Below are 14,423 nucleotides of genomic sequence, written 5' to 3' on the forward strand. Positions count from 1 at the left end.
GAAGCAGTCTCAGTGGGCGGTACGGAACCGCAGCACGCCGTCGGCGCCCTGCTCGCGCACGAGTTCGCCCGCGAGCCACAGCAGGTTCAGGTGCGCGAGCGCCTCGCCGAGCGCGAACGTCATCTGGTGGATGTCGAGCTCGCGGCGGCGGAACATGATCGGCACGATGTCGGCCGCGCTCCGCGGCTGCTCCGCGCACGCGACACGCACTTCGGCCAGGCGCGCATCGTGATGTTCGCGCAGTTGCGCGATGCGCGTGCGCACGCCGCGAAACGGCTTGCCGTGCGACGGCAGCACGAGCGTGTCGGGCGCCATCGTCTCGTAGCGGCCGAGCGATTCGAGGTACAACGCGAGCGGGTTCGCTTCCGGTTCGAGGTCGAACACCGACACGTTCGTCGAGATGCGCGGCAGCACCATGTCGCCGGAAATCAGCACGCCGTCCGCTTCGCTGTGGAGCGCGCAATGTTCAGGCGAATGGCCGAAGCCGGTGACGACGCGCCACGTGCGCGCGCCGATCGCGACCGCGTCGCCTTCGCGCAGGCGCCGGTAGCGCGGCGGCACGGCCGGCACGAGATCCGAGTAATAGCTGCGGCGGTTGCGCAGCTTGTCGAGCGCGGCCGGATCGGTCAGCCCGTGGCGCGCGAAGTGATCGGCGGCGGCCGCGCCGCCCGCGTTCGAGCCGTTACCGGCCGCCATCAGGCAGCCGAACAGGTATTCGCCGAGCGTCATCCACAGCCGCACGTTCCAGCGGCCCTTGTCGCCGCCTTCGCACAGCCAGTTCGCGAGGCCGAAGTGATCGGGGTGGCAGTGCGTGACGAGTACGCGCAGCACGGGCAGGCCGTCGAGATGCGTGTCGAAGATCTGCTCCCAGTGCGTGCGGATCGCGTCCGACGCGATCCCGCAGTCGACGATCGTCCAGCCAGCCTGCCCGTCGATCTCGTCGCGCAGCAGCCAGAGATTGATGTGATCGAGCGAGAACGGCAGCGGCATGCGCAGCCAGCGCACGCCGGGCGCGACCTCGAACGTGTCGCCCGGGGCGGGCAGCGTATCGGCGAAGGGGTAGTCGAGTTGGTGTTCCAGGGCGTTCATCGGTGGGGCGTCTCGTCGTTATCGGTGCGAATGCGTGCCGGCGGCAGCGCGCGGCGGGCGGTGCGTCGATTCTATCGCCGTCGCGCGAAACAGGTGCCCGACGAGCATCGGCCCGCCAGAAAAAAGTTCGTGTCAGAATCGGTCCCGTACCCGCATCTTTACGCGAAGATGCATCGAACGGCGCCCAACGGCGATCAACACGCCGATTGACGGCCGTTCGCGCGCCACCGCGAAAGTCATTGAAACGCCGACTTGGGCGCTAAAATGGCGAGTGCTTACAGCCCCTTGAACGAGCCTGCACGCGATGAATCACTTCCCCAAACTGCTGTCGTCGCAGATCGGTTTCGACGTCGCGCAGACGATGCTCGAATACTTCGATCGCCATTACCGGATCTTCCGCGAAGCGGCGGTCGATGCGAAGACGCTGTTCGAGCGCGGCGACTGGCACGGGCTGCAGCGGCTCGCGCGCGAGCGGATCACGTCGTACGACGATCGCGTGAAGGAATGCGTCGAGGTGCTGGAAGACGAGTACGACGCGGAGAACATCGACGACGAAGTGTGGCAGCAGATCAAGCTGCACTACATCGGGCTGCTCACGTCGCACCGCCAGCCCGAGTGCGCGGAAACCTTCTTCAATTCGGTGTGCTGCAAGATCCTGCACCGCTCGTATTTCAACAACGATTTCATCTTCGTGCGCCCGGCGATCTCGACCGAGTACCTCGAGAACGACGAGCCGGCCGCGAAGCCGACCTACCGCGCGTACTACCCGGGCACCGACGGGCTCGCGGTCACGCTCGAGCGCATCGTCACGAACTTCCAGCTCGAGCCGGCGTTCGAGGATCTCGCGCGCGACATCGGCTGCGTGATGCAGGCGATCGACGACGAATTCGGCCACTTCGACGAAGCGCCGAATTTCCAGATCCACGTGCTGTCGTCGCTGTTCTTCCGCAACAAGAGCGCATACATCGTCGGCCGCATCATCAACGCCGACCGCGTGCTGCCGTTCGCCGTGCCGATCCGCCACGTGCGCCCGGGCCTGCTCGCGCTCGACACCGTGCTGCTGCGCCGCGACCTGCTGCAGATCATCTTCAGCTTCTCGCATTCGTACTTCCTCGTCGACATGGGCGTGCCGTCCGCGTACGTGGATTTCCTCTGCACGATCATGCCGGGCAAGCCGAAGGCCGAGATCTACACGTCGGTCGGGCTGCAGAAGCAGGGCAAGAACCTGTTCTACCGCGACCTGCTGCACCACCTGTCGCATTCGAGCGACCGCTTCATCGTCGCGCCCGGGATCAAGGGCCTCGTGATGCTCGTGTTCACGCTGCCGTCGTTCCCGTACGTGTTCAAGATCATCAAGGACCACTTCCCGCCGCCGAAGGACACGACGCGCGCGCAGATCATGGAGAAGTACCAGCTCGTGAAGCGCCACGACCGCCTCGGGCGGATGGCCGACACGCTCGAGTATTCGAGCGTCGCGCTGCCGCTCGCGCGGCTCGATCACGCGCTCGTGCGCGAACTCGAGAAGGAAGTGCCGTCGCTGCTCGAATACGAGGACGACAAGCTCGTGATCAAGCACCTGTACATCGAGCGCCGGATGACGCCGCTCAACCTGTACCTGCAGAACGGCACCGACGCGGACGTCGAGCATGGCGTGAAGGAATACGGCAACGCGGTGAAGGAGCTGATGAAGGCCAACATCTTTCCGGGCGACATGCTGTACAAGAACTTCGGCGTCACGCGCCACGGCCGCGTCGTGTTCTACGACTACGACGAGATCGAGTACCTGACCGACTGCAACGTGCGGCGCGTGCCGCCGCCGCGCAACGAGGAAGACGAGCTGTCCGGCGAACCGTGGTATACCGTCGGCCCGCACGACATCTTTCCGGAGACCTACGGACCGTTCCTGCTCGGCGACCCGCGCGTGCGCGACGTCTTCATGAAGCATCACGCGGACTTTTTCGATCCCGCGCTGTGGCAGGCGAGCAAGGACAAGCTGATGCAGGGCGAGTTGCCCGATTTTTATCCGTACGACGCAGCGCTGCGCTTTTGCGTGCGCTACCCCGCGCGCTTCGGCGCGACGGACCGGAACGACGGCGAAGGCGACGCGCAGCGCGCCGCCTGACGCCGGCAACACCGCAATCATGATCGACCCGATTTCCGCCAACGGAATCCACACCGATGACTACCCAAGACAATCCGCTTTCACATCTGTTCGACAACAACGATGCCTGGGTCAAGCGCCAGCTCGCCGACGATCCCGATTTCTTCGCACGGCTCGCCGACCAGCAGGCGCCGGAATATCTGTGGATCGGCTGCTCGGATTCGCGCGTGCCGGCCAACCAGATCATCGGCCTGCCGCCGGGCGAGGTGTTCGTCCACCGCAACATCGCGAACGTCGTCGTGCACAGCGACCTGAACTGCCTGTCGGTGATCCAGTTCGCGGTCGACATCCTGCGCGTGAAGCACATCATGGTCGTCGGCCACTACGGCTGCTCGGGCGTGAACGCGGCGCTGCACAACCGCCGCGTCGGCCTCGCGGACAACTGGCTGCATCACGTGCAGGACGTGCGCGAGCGCCATGCGGCGCTGCTCGACGAATGGCCGGTCGGCGAAGCGCGCTACCGCCGCCTGATCGAGCTGAATTCGATCGAACAGGTCGTCAACGTGTGCCGCACGACGATCGTCAACGACGCATGGGCGCGCGGCCAGTCGCTGACCGTGCACGGGCTCGTGTACGGCGTGCACGACGGCCGGATGCGCAACCTCGGGATGGCCGTGTCGAACTTCGACGCGCTCGACGAGACCTACCGGCGCTGCGTGGCGGCGCTGACCGTACGCGGCCAGCATGCGCCCGACAACGACATGGTCGCGGCGGACGCCGCGCAGATCGACGGCGTCGCGCAGGCGGTCGCCGCCACGCTCAAGCCGTGCGACGACGCGCAGTAACGTGCAATGACGCGCCAGCCGCCCGACGGCGGCTGCCGCGCGGGCGCAGCGCGCATCGAACGGATCTGACACCGGCACTGCCACGGCGGCGCCAACCCAAGGAGCGACGGGCATGAAAACCGTATTGATCGTCGGTGCATCGCGCGGCCTCGGCCGCGAATTCGTCCGGCAATACCGGCGCGACGGCTGGAACGTGATCGCCACCGCGCGCGACGCGGCGTCGCTCGACGCGTTGCGCGCGTTCGGCGCGCAGCCGCATGCGCTCGACATCGCGCAGCCCGAGCAGATCGCGGCGCTCGGCTGGAAGCTCGACGGCGAGCGGCTCGATGCGGCCGTGCTCGTGTCGGGCGTGTACGGGCCGCGCACCGAAGGCGTCGAGACGATCACCGCCGAGGATTTCGACGCGGTGATGCATACGAACGTGCGCGGGCCGATGCAGTTGCTGCCGATCCTGCTGCCGCTCGTCGAGGACGCGCGCGGCGTGCTGGCCGTCGTGTCGAGCCGGATGGGCAGCATCGCCGAGGCGACCGGCACGACGGGCTGGCTGTACCGCGCGAGCAAGGCCGCGCTGAACGACGCGCTGCGCATCGCGTCGCTGCAGACGCGCCATGCCGCGTGCATTTCGCTGCATCCCGGCTGGGTGCGCACCGACATGGGCGGCGCGCAAGCCGCGATCGATCCGGAAACGAGCGTGACCGGCATGCGTCGCGTCATCGCCGAATCCGCTTCGGACGTGTCCCAGGCGAACGGCCGGTTCTTCCAGTACGACGGCATCGAGCTCAGTTGGTGAGCGGCGCCGGCAACCGGGCGTTGTTAATTCACATTCCGCATGATTTTGAACCGACCTGACGCGTGCCCGTGCGGCGGCGCGTCCCCCGCGCGCACCGGCACAGCGCCGGCGCCGCGCTATGCGGCCTGCTGCGGCCGCTTCATCGACGGCGGCGAAGCCGCCCCGACCGCGCTCGAATTGATGCGTTCGCGGTACAGCGCGTACGTGCTGGGCGCGACCGCTTACCTGCGCGCGACGTGGGCCGCGCGCACCTGCCCGCCCGATCTCGACGTCGACCCTGAAGCGCCGGACGCGCCGCGTTGGCTGGGCCTCGCGATCAAACACCACACGCCGCTCGACGACCGGCATGCGGAGGTCGAATTCGTGGCCCGCTACAAGGTCGGCGGACGCGCGTACCGGCTCCACGAGACGAGCCGCTTCGAGCGCGACGAGCACGGATCCTGGCGCTATGTCGACGGCGAAGTAAGTGAACGCTGACAAATAGTTGCCATGTCAGACGCCGGGTAATTCCCGCATTGCACAACCCGATTTTGTCGGGCTACGATGGCCTCGAATTGGTCATGTTGCATGGCAGGGCTTACGGATGGCGTTCAGCAAGGTATTGGTGGGATGGATGGCGGCCTGTGCGCTGTCGGCCGCTCAGGCCGGTACGCTGCCGAGCGCCAATACGGGTGCCGGCGCCAGCGGATCGCTCGCCCATGCCGGGCACTTCGACTACGCCGACGCGAACCTGCCGCAGGTCGCCGCCGACCTCAACGAGCAGGTCCTGCGCATTCCGGCCGACGCATCGGGCACCGTCACGCTCGAGGCGACGCTGTTCAAGCCGAACGGCCCCGGCCCGTTCCCGCTCGTCGTCTTCAACCACGGTAAAAATACCGGCGATCTCCATCTGCAGCCGCGCAGCCGGCCGCTCGCGTTCGCGCGCGAATTCGTGCGCCGCGGCTATGCGGTGATCGCGCCGAATCGCCAGGGCTTCGCCGGTTCGGACGGCACGTACCGGCAGGAAGGCTGCAACGTCGGCAAGAACGGCCTCGCGCAGGCCGCCGACGTCGATGCGACGGTGCGCTACATGTCGCGCCAGCCGTACGTCGATGCGTCGCGCATCGTCGTCGCCGGCACGTCGCACGGCGGCCTCGTGTCGATCGCATACGGCACCGAAGCCGCCGCGGGCGTACGCGGCATCATCAACTTCTCCGGCGGGCTGCGCCAGGACCTGTGCGACGGCTGGCAGCGCAACCTCGTCGACGCGTTCGACCAGTACGGCGCGCATACCGCCGTGCGGTCGCTGTGGCTGTACGGCGACAACGATTCGGTGTGGACGCCCGCGCTCGTCGCGCAAATGCACGACGCATACGTGTCGCACGGCACGCAGGCGCAGTTCATCGATTTCGGCCGCTACAAGGACGACGCGCACCGGCTGATCGTCGATCGCGACGGCGTGCCCGTGTGGTGGCCGGCCGTGCACGCGTTCCTCGCCGAACTGAATCTGCCGTCCGCGGTGCGCTATGCGGTCGCGGACCCGCGCGAACCGAAGGCCACCGGCTATGCGTCGATCGATGCGGTCAACGCGGTGCCCTACGTCGACGAAGCGGGCCGCGAAGGCTATCGCCGCTTCCTGAACCAGCATCCGAGCCGCGCGTTCGCGGTGTCGTCGGAAGGCGCGTGGTCATGGGCCGAAGGCGGCGACGACCCCATGGCGCTCGCGCTCGACAACTGCGCGAAGCAAGGTGCGGGCGCGTGCCGGCTGTATGCGGTCAACGACCGCGTCGTGTGGAGCGACAACGCGACGCAGACGGCCGACAACGGCGACGATCACCCCCGCGACGTCGATACGCGCGCATTGGCTTCGCGCTGACGCGCGGCCGTCTTTCCCCTCGCTTCGCGCCCCCCGGGCCATTCACGATTAGCGCGGCGCTCCGCCGCCTGCTCGTCAAATCGAGCGCAAACCGCGTAACGCTCGTTTTGACGAGCAATCGGCTTGAATTCGCGCCGGCATGATCTATGATGATCGTTATTTCGATCACAATCGACTTAATGATCGATTTTACGAGCATGAAGGTCAATCAAACTGCTGCCGCCAGCCCAGCCGCCCTCGCGGAAGCTGCGCGCGTTGGAGAAGCACTCGCCCGTCTGCGCATCTCGCGGCGCGTTCAGCAGAACGAGGCGGCCACCCGCGCCGGGCTCTCGCGCAATACCGCCTATCGCATCGAAAAAGGCGACCCTGGCGTCGCGCTGGGGCAGTGGCTTCGGTATCTCGAGGCGATTGCGCCGGGAACCACCCTGCTGGAACTGCTCTCCGGAACAGACCCGTCGCTCAAGACACAGGCTGCCCGAGAACGTAGTCGACGCGTACGATCGCTCACGGACAACGAACTCAAGGATCTTGATTTCTGATGGTCGCCGTCGTCAAAAGACTCGCCGTGTTCGCCTATCTCGACGATGACTGGGCACCCGCCGGCCTGCTTCAAATGACCGAAGACGGCGCAGATCTGCAGGCATCGAGCTTCGCATACGGCTTGCGCTATATCGACCGGCCCAACGCCATCGAAATCGACCCGGTGAGCCTGAGTCTCGCGAGAAAGAACGAGATACGCGGCAAGATGAACTTCCCGACGGGCGGGTTGACGCAATTCGCGGTATTCGCGACGCCGCGCCCGATGCATGGGGGCGACGCGTCATCGAAGCCAAACTCAAAGTCAGGGCCAACACGCTGCCCGAATCCACCTATCTTCTCCACGCAGGCAGTCAGCGGATCGGTGCGCTCGATATCCGGGAGAATCTGGACACCCCTCCGGGCCCGCAAGCCGGCAATGGCCTGCACAGCCTCGAGTATCTGATCGATTCGGCCGCACGCATCGAGGAAGGCGAGCCCGTGCCAGCCGAACTCGAAGCCATCTTCGTACAGGGCAGCGGTCTCGGCGGCGCCCGGCCAAAGGCTACGGTGCGGGACGAAAACGGCGTACTTTGGCTGGCCAAATTCCCGAGTCGTAGCGACCGGTTGAACGTGGCGGTCATCGAAGAGGCCACGCTTCGTCTTGCGGCCCGGTGCGGCATTCGGGTCCCACCCACCCGCATCGTCGACGTTGGCGGCCGACAAGTCATGTTGATCCGCCGATTCGATCGGTACTGGACTCACCCCGAGTTCGAAGCCCTTCGAGGGGACGACGCGCTATATCCGCCCCCCCGTGCCGGGGCAACCGAGCGAAGAGTGCCCTTCGCGAGCGCATTAACGCTGGTCGGTTGTTCCGAGATGGAATCGATCGAGAAAAGTTATCAGGATGTGGCTCACGCGATCCGGCAGCATGGGCACGTGGACGCCATTCGAGCCGACAACAGGGAACTGTTCAAGCGGATGGTCTTCAACATCCTCGTGAGCAACGACGACCATTTGCGCAATCACGGATTCATTCGCGACCCGCGTCTTCCAGGCTGGCGCCTTAGCCCGTTATACGATGTTCTGCCCCATCCGAGCAGTGCACACGAGCGCTATCTGCACCTCGGCATCGGGCCGCAGGGCCGGCTCGCCACACTGGACAACGCGTTCAGTGCCCGGGATGCATTCGGCCTTTCGAAGGCAGACGCCGGACTCGCGATTGCGGAAGTCTGGCAATCGACACGCGAATGGAAGACGTGGTTCGAAGAGCATGGCGTGCCTGACAAGGAAGTCGACAAGATTGCGCCGGCGTTCCGTCACATCGACCACGTAGCCGACGCAGCACTTCGCAAGGCATTGCCCTGAACCTGCCCGCTCGATTTCGTTCAGTCGTCCAGCCTTGCCCCCACTGATCGGGACAATCCGCGAAGCACGGCCGCCCCTCGCCGCCGCACACACCGCGCCACCATCGTTCCCCCTATTTCCCCGCCGGGCCGCGCCCGTCCCACGATTTTTTTCGTCGGGGGGTGTCACTCGAACGTCGTCATCTGCGCGCATTTCGCCCGATCCGCCGCGTTCCGTCCCGAGCACCGGCGAACTGCGCCGAACTCCCGCCCCATAAGGCTTTGCGGCGTTTGTAACCGCTAGTGCAACGTCCGGCGGAACACGCTAATCTCTGCGCGTTTCGTGTTCCGCCGCGCGGCATCCCGTCGATGCCGCGCGGCCGTTTTACCCCCGGAGTCGCCTTGAGTACGCCAGCCACCGACGACTGGGTCGCGCGCAGCCTGCGCGCGGTCTGGCATCCCTGCACCCAGATGAAGCATCACGAGCGCCTGCCGCTCGTCCCCGTCGCGCGCGGCGCGGGCGTGTGGCTGTACGACCGCGACGGCCACCGCTACTTCGACGCGATCAGCTCGTGGTGGGTCAACCTGTTCGGCCATGCGAACCCGGACATCAACGCGGCGCTGAAGGACCAGCTCGACACGCTCGAGCACGCGATGCTCGCCGGCTGCACGCATGAACCGGCGATCGAACTCGCCGAACGGCTGCATGCGCTCACCGCGCGCACGCTCGGCCATGCGTTCTTCGCGTCGGACGGCGCGTCGGCCGTCGAGATCGCGCTGAAGATGAGCTTCCACGCGTGGCGCAACCGCGGCCGCGCGAACAAGCAGGAATTCGTCTGCGTCGCGAACAGCTATCACGGCGAGACGATCGGCGCGCTCGGCGTGACCGACGTCGCGCTGTTCAAGGATGCGTACGACCCGCTGATCCGCCACGCGCACGTGGTCGCGTCGCCCGATGCGCGCGGCGCGCTGCCGGGCGAGACCGCCGCCGACGTCGCGGGCCGCGCGCTCGCGGACGTGCGGCGCCTGTTCGTCGAACGCGGCGACCGGATCGCCGCGCTGATCGTCGAGCCGCTCGTGCAGTGCGCGGCCGGCATGGCGATGCACGATCCGTCGTATGTGCGCGGGCTGCGCGCGCTGTGCGACGAATTCGGCGTGCACCTGATCGCCGACGAGATCGCGGTCGGCTGCGGCCGCACGGGCACCTTCTTCGCATGCGAGCAGGCCGGCGTCTGGCCCGATTTCATGTGCCTGTCGAAAGGCATCAGCGGCGGCTACCTGCCGCTGTCGCTCGTGCTCACGCGCGACGACGTGTTCGCGGCGTTCTACGACGACAACACGACGCGCGGCTTCCTGCACTCGCATTCGTACACGGGCAACCCGCTCGCGTGCCGCGCGGCCGTTGCAACGCTCGATCTGTTCGCGCGCGACGACGTGCTCGCGAGCAACGCCCGCAAATCGGCGACGCTGCGCGCGGCGCTCGCGCCGCTCGGCGCGCATCCGCACGTGCGCCACCTGCGCGAGCGCGGCACGCTGTTCGCATTCGACGTCGCGCTCGACGGCGACGCGGCGCGCGGTTTCTCGCGGCGCTTCTTCGAACAGGCGCTCGCGCGCGAACTGCTGCTGCGCCCGATTGGCACGACCGTGTACCTGATGCCGCCGTACGTGATGAGCGACGACGACATCGCGTGGCTCGCGCAACACACGCGCGACACGCTCGACGCCACGCTGGAGGACCTCCGCCGATGAGCCTGCTCGACACCCTGCAGCGCGGCCTCGCCGACCTCGACGCCCAAGGGCTGCGCCGCGTGCGCCGCATCGCCGACACCGCGTGCGACGCGCGCATGACCGTGGACGGCCGCGAGATCGTCGGCTTCGCGAGCAACGACTACCTCGGCCTCGCCGCACATCCGGCGCTCGTCGCCGCGTTCGCGCAAGGCGCGCAGCGCTACGGCTCCGGCAGCGGCGGCTCGCATCTGCTCGGCGGGCATTCGCGTGCGCATGCCCGGCTCGAGGACGAACTCGCCGGTTTCGCGGGCGGTTTCTCCGATGCGCCGCGCGCGCTGTACTTCAGCACCGGCTACATGGCGAACCTCGCCGCGATGACGGCGCTCGCCGGCAAGGGCGCGACGATCTTTTCCGACGCCCTGAACCACGCATCGCTGATCGACGGCATGCGGCTGTCGCGCGCGAACGTGCAAGTCTATCCGCACGCCGATACGGCCGCGCTCGCCGCGCTGCTCGACGCGTCGGATGCCGAAACGAAGCTGATCGTCAGCGATACCGTGTTCAGCATGGACGGCGACGTCGCACCGCTCGCCGAACTCGTCGCGCTGGCCGAACGCCATCGCGCGTGGCTCGTCGTCGACGACGCGCACGGCTTCGGCGTGCTCGGCCCGCAGGGTCGCGGCGCGCTCGCGGCCGCCGCGCTGCGTTCGCCGCATCTCGTGTACGTCGGCACGCTCGGCAAGGCGGCCGGTGTCGCCGGCGCGTTCGTGATCGCGCATGAAACCGTGATCGAATGGCTGATCCAGCGCGCGCGCAGCTACATCTTCACGACGGCCGCGCCGCCGGCCGTCGCGCATGCGGTCTCGGCGAGCCTGAAGCTGATCGCGGGCGACGAAGGCGACGCGCGCCGCGCGCACCTCGCCGCGCTGATCGAACGCACGCGCGCGCTGCTGCGTAACACGCGCTGGCAGCCGGTCGATTCGCATACGGCCGTGCAGCCGCTCGTGATCGGCAGCAACGACGCGACGCTCGCGGCGATGCGCGCGCTCGACGCGCACGGCCTGTGGGTGCCCGCGATCCGGCCGCCGACGGTGCCGGCCGGCACGTCGCGGCTGCGCGTGTCGCTGTCGGCCGCGCATTCGTTCGACGATCTCGCGCGGCTCGAAGCCGCGTTGATCGAAGCCAGCGAGGCAGCCGCATGACCGCCGCCCCGCTTTCCGTCTTCGTCACCGGCACCGACACCGAAATCGGCAAGACCTTCGTGTCGGCCGCGATGCTGCACGGCTTCGCGCGGCACGGGCTGCGCGCGGCCGCGCTGAAGCCGGTCGCGGCCGGCGCGTACGAACGCGACGGCGTGTGGCGCAACGAGGATGCCGATCAGCTCGACGCCGCCGCGAACGTCGCGCTGCCGCCCGAGTTGCGCACGCCGTTCCTGCTGAGAGCGCCGGCCGCGCCGCACATCGTCGCCGCGCAGGAAGGCGTGACGCTCGACCTCGACACGATCGTCGCGTGCCATCGCGACGCGCTGACGCGCGCGGACGTCGTCGTCGTCGAAGGCGTCGGCGGCTTTCGCGTGCCGCTGAACGACACGCAGGACACCGCCGATCTCGCGGTCGCGCTCGGCCTGCCCGTCGTGCTCGTCGTCGGCGTCCGGCTCGGCTGCATCAGCCATGCGCTGCTGACGGCCGACGCGATTCGCGCACGCGGCCTCACGCTCGCGGGCTGGGTCGCGAACCACGTCGACCCGGCCATGTCGTTCGCCGACGAGAACGTCGCGACGATCCGCGACTGGCTCGTGCGCGAGCACCGCGCGCCGCTCGTCGGCCGCATCGCGCACATGACGCCGGCCGCCCCCGAATCCGCCGCGGCGATGCTCGACATCGCCGCGCTCGTCGAGTCGCTGCGCGCCGCGCGGCATTGACCCGACCGATCCCCCCATCCCGCCCAGGACAGGAAAACGAAATGACCCAAGCCCAGACCGCCGCCGTGCAACCCGACGCGATTCCCGTTGCCGCACCGGCCCCGCAACGCTGGCGCGTCGCCGACGTCGTCGCGCTGTTCGAGTTGCCGTTCAACGACCTGATGTTCCGCGCGCAGCAGGTGCATCGCGAGCACTTCGACGCGAACGCGGTGCAGTTGTCGACGCTGCTGTCGATCAAGACGGGCGGCTGCGAGGAAGATTGCGGCTACTGCTCGCAATCGTCGCATCACGACACGGGCCTGAAGGCCGAGAAGCTGATGGACGTCGACGCGGTGCTCGACGCCGCGCGCGCGGCGAAGGCGAACGGCGCGAGCCGCTTCTGCATGGGCGCCGCGTGGCGCAACCCGAAGGAGCGTCACATGCCGGCGCTGACCGAGATGGTGCGCGGCGTGAAGGAACTCGGCCTCGAAACTTGCATGACGCTCGGCATGCTCGAGGACGAACAGGCGCAGCAGCTCGCCGACGCGGGCCTCGACTACTACAACCACAATCTCGACACGTCGCCGGAGTTCTACGGACAGGTGATCTCGACGCGCACGTACCAGGATCGTCTCGACACGCTCGACCGCGTGCGCGACGCGGGCATCAACGTGTGCTGCGGCGGCATCATCGGGATGGGCGAATCGCGCCGCGAGCGCGCCGGGCTGATTTCGCAGCTCGCGAATCTGAATCCGTATCCGGAATCGGTGCCGATCAACAACCTCGTCGCGATCGAAGGCACGCCGCTCGAAGGCACCGCGCCGCTCGATCCGTTCGAGTTCGTGCGCACGATCGCGGTCGCGCGCATCACGATGCCGAAGGCGGTCGTGCGCCTGTCGGCCGGGCGCGAGCAGCTCGACGACGCGATGCAGGCGATGTGCTTCCTCGCCGGTGCGAACTCGATGTTCTACGGCGACCAGCTGCTGACGACGAGCAACCCGCAGACGCAGCGCGACCGCGCGTTGTTCGAGCGCCTCGGCATCCGCGCGAGCCAGGCCGATGCGCTGGCGGAAAACGCGTAAGCGGTCACGGCCGGCGCGCCGCGCCCGCCAATGAAAAAGCCGGGGCATGCCCCGGCTTTTCTTCATCCGATCGTCTGCACCGGATTGCCCTGCGCGTCACGGATCACGGTCGGCTCGACCCGCCAGCGCACGCCATCGAGCCCGTCGATCGCATACTCGCCGGCGCGCGGCTTCAGCGTGCGCGCAAGCGCCTGCACCGCCGCATCGGTGAGCCGCAACGTCAGCGTGCCGTCTTCGTCGGTCGCGCCGTTCGCGTCGCCGCGCACGAACCGCACCGCGCCGTCGTGACCGACGAGGCGAAACGGCCGGTCGAACGGCAGCCGCAGCGGCAGCAGCGTGACGAGTTCGTCGACCTGTCGCGCGCCGACGGTGATCTCGATCACCGGCGCGCGCAGCAGCCGCTTGCGGGTTTCCCAGCCGAGCACGTCGGTGAACAGATAGGCGCTCGCCGAGCCGTCGCGCTGCGTCCCCGCGTCGACCTGCTCGCGCACGTCGGCGCGTTCGAGCAGCGACGCGCGGCCGAGATCGGTCACCCACAGCGGCATGTGCGGCAGCAGCGTGTCGAGCAACGCGCGCGTGCGCCAGCGCTTCGCGGCGCGTTCCTCGTCGAGCGTCAGCCCGACGACCTGCAGGAACGCGAGACGGCCGTGCGGCGTGTCGATCGCCGGCAGTTCCGGATCGAACGCGAAGCCCATCGAGCAGAGCGCCGTATCGGTATCGAGCGCGATCGGGCCGTTGGCCGTCATCCAGTGGCCGTCGTCGAACGCGTTGCCGCTCCGGAACACGTAGCGTGCGAGATTCTGCAGGAAGCTGAACACCCAGCGCGGCGGTTCGTCGTCGCCGGCCGCGCACGCCACGCGCATCGTCAACTCGAAGCCGAAGCCGCTGACGGCCGGATCGTCCGACTCCTTCGCATACAGGTCGCTCAGCCCGTACGTGACGAAATGCCAATGCGGCACGGGTTCCGCGCGCTGCCACACGCTGATCCCGTCGAGCGGATCGGGGCCGCCGAGCCGCCACTTGACCAGCGTGCCGTAGTGCTTCGGCGTCTGGCCCGGATAAAGGCGCGCGAGCGCGGCGTAGATCGCGTCCCAGCCGGGCGCGGCATCGTCGTCCGCGCCGTCATGCGTGTCGTGTGTGGCGTCCGTCATGTGGCCCGCTCTCCCCGGGG

General features: G+C 67.8%; 14 protein-coding genes. 12 read left to right on the forward strand and 2 right to left on the reverse strand.

Going from position 1 to position 14,423, the window contains the following annotated elements; all coding sequences use genetic code 11:
- Positions 1-9: 9 nt before the first annotated feature.
- A complete protein-coding gene (locus tag WS95_RS01660; RefSeq protein WP_059821950.1) occupies positions 10-1,089 on the reverse strand; it encodes an MBL fold metallo-hydrolase in 1,080 nt (359 codons plus the stop codon).
- Positions 1,090-1,393: 304 nt separating this feature from the next.
- Here WS95_RS01660 and aceK point away from each other — a divergent pair, with 304 nt between their 5' ends.
- The 12 genes from aceK to bioB all read left to right on the forward strand — a co-directional run bounded on the left by aceK (position 1,394) and on the right by bioB (position 13,252).
- Positions 1,394-3,211: a bifunctional isocitrate dehydrogenase kinase/phosphatase gene (gene aceK / locus WS95_RS01670; protein WP_034208517.1), complete on the forward strand. Its 1,818-nt coding sequence runs from the start codon at positions 1,394-1,396 to the stop codon at positions 3,209-3,211.
- A 56-nt stretch (positions 3,212-3,267) separates the two neighbouring features.
- The gene (gene can / locus WS95_RS01675) at positions 3,268-4,035 is read left to right on the forward strand and encodes a carbonate dehydratase (RefSeq protein ID WP_034208518.1); all 768 of its coding nucleotides are present in this window, start codon (positions 3,268-3,270) and stop codon (positions 4,033-4,035) included.
- 112 nt (positions 4,036-4,147) lie between these two features.
- Positions 4,148-4,825 carry an SDR family oxidoreductase gene (locus WS95_RS01680; protein WP_059821953.1) on the forward strand — a complete coding sequence of 226 codons (678 nt, stop codon included), beginning with the start codon at positions 4,148-4,150 and terminating at the stop codon, positions 4,823-4,825.
- Between the two features lie 39 nt (positions 4,826-4,864).
- Positions 4,865-5,302 carry a YchJ family protein gene (locus WS95_RS01685; RefSeq protein WP_059821955.1) on the forward strand — a complete coding sequence of 146 codons (438 nt, stop codon included), beginning with the start codon at positions 4,865-4,867 and terminating at the stop codon, positions 5,300-5,302.
- 106 nt (positions 5,303-5,408) lie between these two features.
- A complete protein-coding gene (locus WS95_RS01690) occupies positions 5,409-6,680 on the forward strand; it encodes a dienelactone hydrolase family protein (RefSeq protein ID WP_059821956.1) in 1,272 nt (423 codons plus the stop codon).
- Between the two features lie 146 nt (positions 6,681-6,826).
- Positions 6,827-7,219, forward strand: a complete 393-nt coding sequence (locus WS95_RS01695; protein WP_230624935.1) for a helix-turn-helix domain-containing protein — start codon at positions 6,827-6,829, stop codon at positions 7,217-7,219.
- Positions 7,219-7,662, forward strand: a complete 444-nt coding sequence (locus WS95_RS35265) for a hypothetical protein (RefSeq protein ID WP_179950155.1) — start codon at positions 7,219-7,221, stop codon at positions 7,660-7,662. The genes WS95_RS01695 and WS95_RS35265 overlap by 1 nt, the downstream gene beginning before the upstream one ends.
- A 35-nt stretch (positions 7,663-7,697) precedes the next feature.
- Positions 7,698-8,564, forward strand: a complete 867-nt coding sequence (locus WS95_RS01700; protein ID WP_179950156.1) for a type II toxin-antitoxin system HipA family toxin — start codon at positions 7,698-7,700, stop codon at positions 8,562-8,564.
- 380 nt (positions 8,565-8,944) lie between these two features.
- On the forward strand, positions 8,945-10,291 hold the full coding sequence (bioA, locus tag WS95_RS01705) for an adenosylmethionine--8-amino-7-oxononanoate transaminase (RefSeq protein WP_179950157.1): 1,347 nt from the start codon (positions 8,945-8,947) through the stop codon (positions 10,289-10,291).
- Positions 10,288-11,472, forward strand: a complete 1,185-nt coding sequence (bioF, locus tag WS95_RS01710) for an 8-amino-7-oxononanoate synthase (RefSeq protein ID WP_034208523.1) — start codon at positions 10,288-10,290, stop codon at positions 11,470-11,472. The genes bioA and bioF overlap by 4 nt, the downstream gene beginning before the upstream one ends.
- Complete coding sequence (gene bioD, locus WS95_RS01715; protein WP_059821959.1) at positions 11,469-12,191, forward strand: dethiobiotin synthase; 723 nt, start codon at positions 11,469-11,471, stop codon at positions 12,189-12,191. Before bioF ends, bioD begins: the two co-directional genes overlap by 4 nt.
- A 41-nt stretch (positions 12,192-12,232) precedes the next feature.
- Positions 12,233-13,252, forward strand: a complete 1,020-nt coding sequence (bioB, locus tag WS95_RS01720) for a biotin synthase BioB (RefSeq protein ID WP_034208525.1) — start codon at positions 12,233-12,235, stop codon at positions 13,250-13,252.
- Between the two features lie 62 nt (positions 13,253-13,314).
- Here bioB and WS95_RS01725 read toward each other — a convergent pair whose 3' ends face one another.
- Positions 13,315-14,403 (reverse strand): suppressor of fused domain protein, encoded by a 1,089-nt coding sequence (locus tag WS95_RS01725; RefSeq protein ID WP_059821961.1) that lies wholly within the window; start codon positions 14,401-14,403, stop codon positions 13,315-13,317.
- Positions 14,404-14,423: the final 20 nt, after the last annotated feature.

Origin of the sequence: Burkholderia sp. MSMB1826 (assembly GCF_001526325.1) — a bacterium.
Taxonomy (GTDB): Bacteria; Pseudomonadota; Gammaproteobacteria; order Burkholderiales; family Burkholderiaceae; genus Burkholderia.

Bases quoted from the DNA above. Each gene is read 5' to 3' on its own strand.
- WS95_RS01680 (WP_059821953.1), top strand. From the start codon at position 4,148: ATGAAAACCGTATTGATCGTCGGTGCATCGCGCGGCCTCGGCCGCGAA.
- can (WP_034208518.1), top strand. From the start codon at position 3,268: ATGACTACCCAAGACAATCCGCTTTCACATCTGTTCGACAACAACGAT.
- WS95_RS01690 (WP_059821956.1), top strand. From the start codon at position 5,409: ATGGCGTTCAGCAAGGTATTGGTGGGATGGATGGCGGCCTGTGCGCTG.
- WS95_RS01660 (WP_059821950.1), bottom strand. From the start codon at position 1,089: ATGAACGCCCTGGAACACCAACTCGACTACCCCTTCGCCGATACGCTG.
- WS95_RS01725 (WP_059821961.1), bottom strand. From the start codon at position 14,403: ATGACGGACGCCACACACGACACGCATGACGGCGCGGACGACGATGCC.
- WS95_RS01685 (WP_059821955.1), top strand. From the start codon at position 4,865: ATGATTTTGAACCGACCTGACGCGTGCCCGTGCGGCGGCGCGTCCCCC.
- bioD (WP_059821959.1), top strand. From the start codon at position 11,469: ATGACCGCCGCCCCGCTTTCCGTCTTCGTCACCGGCACCGACACCGAA.
- aceK (WP_034208517.1), top strand. From the start codon at position 1,394: ATGAATCACTTCCCCAAACTGCTGTCGTCGCAGATCGGTTTCGACGTC.
- WS95_RS35265 (WP_179950155.1), top strand. From the start codon at position 7,219: ATGGTCGCCGTCGTCAAAAGACTCGCCGTGTTCGCCTATCTCGACGAT.
- WS95_RS01695 (WP_230624935.1), top strand. From the start codon at position 6,827: ATGATGATCGTTATTTCGATCACAATCGACTTAATGATCGATTTTACG.
- bioB (WP_034208525.1), top strand. From the start codon at position 12,233: ATGACCCAAGCCCAGACCGCCGCCGTGCAACCCGACGCGATTCCCGTT.
- bioF (WP_034208523.1), top strand. From the start codon at position 10,288: ATGAGCCTGCTCGACACCCTGCAGCGCGGCCTCGCCGACCTCGACGCC.